The sequence below is a fragment of the Paenibacillus sp. FJAT-26967 genome, assembly GCF_001541095.1.
Lineage (GTDB): Bacteria > Bacillota > Bacilli > Paenibacillales > NBRC-103111 > Paenibacillus_F.
In genome coordinates this window covers 1-1,439 of record NZ_LMXH01000018.1, presented here as the reverse complement: position 1 = coordinate 1,439, position 1,439 = coordinate 1, and the positions used below count along the sequence as shown (strand labels likewise).

Here is a 1,439-nt window from a genome sequence, read left to right as displayed (position 1 = left end):
GACGAGCCGATGGAGCAACAGGTGCTACGGGAGCCGATGGAGCAACGGGCGCAACGGGAGCTGACGGAGCTACAGGTGCCACGGGAGCTGACGGAGCAACAGGTGCAACGGGAGCCGATGGAGCAGCAGGTGCTACGGGAGCTGATGGAGCGACGGGCGCCACAGGAGCCGATGGAGCGACAGGTGCTACGGGAGCCGGTGGAGCGACAGGTGCTACGGGAGCCGATGGAGCGACAGGAGCAACAGGAGCCGATGGAGCAACAGGTGCAACGGGAGCCGATGGAGCAACGGGCGCAACGGGAGCAGATGGAGCAACAGGTGCCACGGGAGCCGATGGAGCTACAGGTGCTACGGGAGCTGATGGAGCGACGGGCGCCACAGGAGCCGATGGAGCAACAGGTGCTACGGGAGCCGATGGAGCAACAGGAGCAACAGGAGCCGATGGAGCAACAGGTGCCACGGGAGCTGACGGAGCAATAGGTGCCACGGGAGCTGACGGAGCAATAGGTGCCACGGGAGCCGATGGAGCAACAGGTGCTACGGGAGCCGATGGAGCGACAGGTGCCACGGGAGCCGATGGAGCAACAGGTGCCACGGGAGCTGACGGAGCAATAGGTGCCACGGGAGCCGATGGAGCAGCAGGTGCTACGGGAGCTGATGGAGCGACGGGCGCCACAGGAGCCGATGGAGCGACAGGTGCTACGGGAGCCGGTGGAGCGACAGGTGCTACGGGAGCCGATGGAGCGACAGGAGCAACAGGAGCCGATGGAGCGACAGGCGCAACGGGAGCTGACGGAGCGACGGGTGCAACGGGAGCTGACGGAGCGACGGGTGCTACGGGAGCTGACGGAGCAACGGGCGCAACGGGAGCTGACGGAGCGACAGGTGCTACGGGAGCCGATGGAGCGACAGGAGCAACAGGAGCCGATGGAGCGACAGGCGCAACGGGAGCTGACGGAGCGACGGGTGCAACGGGAGCTGACGGAGCGACGGGTGCTACGGGAGCTGACGGAGCAACGGGCGCAACGGGAGCTGACGGAGCTACAGGTGCCACGGGAGCTGATGGAGCAACAGGTGCTACGGGAGCTGATGGAGCGACGGGTGCAACGGGAGCAGATGGTGCGACAGGTGCCACGGGAGCTGACGGAGCGACGGGTGCCACGGGAGGCGACGGAGCGACAGGCGCAACGGGAGCTGACGGAGCTACAGGTGCCACGGGAGCTGATGGAGCAACAGGTGCTACGGGAGCCGATGGAGCAACAGGTGCTACGGGAGCTGATGGAGCAACGGGCGCAACGGGGGCCGATGGAGCAGCGGGCGCAACGGGGGCCGATGGAGCAGCGGGCGCAACGGGGGCCGATGGAGCAACGGGCGCAACGGGGGCCGATGGAGCAACAGGAGCAACAGGAGCCGATGGAGCAACAGGTGCCACGGGAGCT

The 1,439-nt window shown here is 67.1% G+C and carries 1 protein-coding gene; it reads left to right on the top strand.

Annotation, left to right across the window (positions count from 1 at the left end; translation table 11 throughout):
* Positions 1-1,439: hypothetical protein (locus AR333_RS24065; protein ID WP_216638996.1), on the top strand; the 1,439-nt coding region annotated here is incomplete at both ends.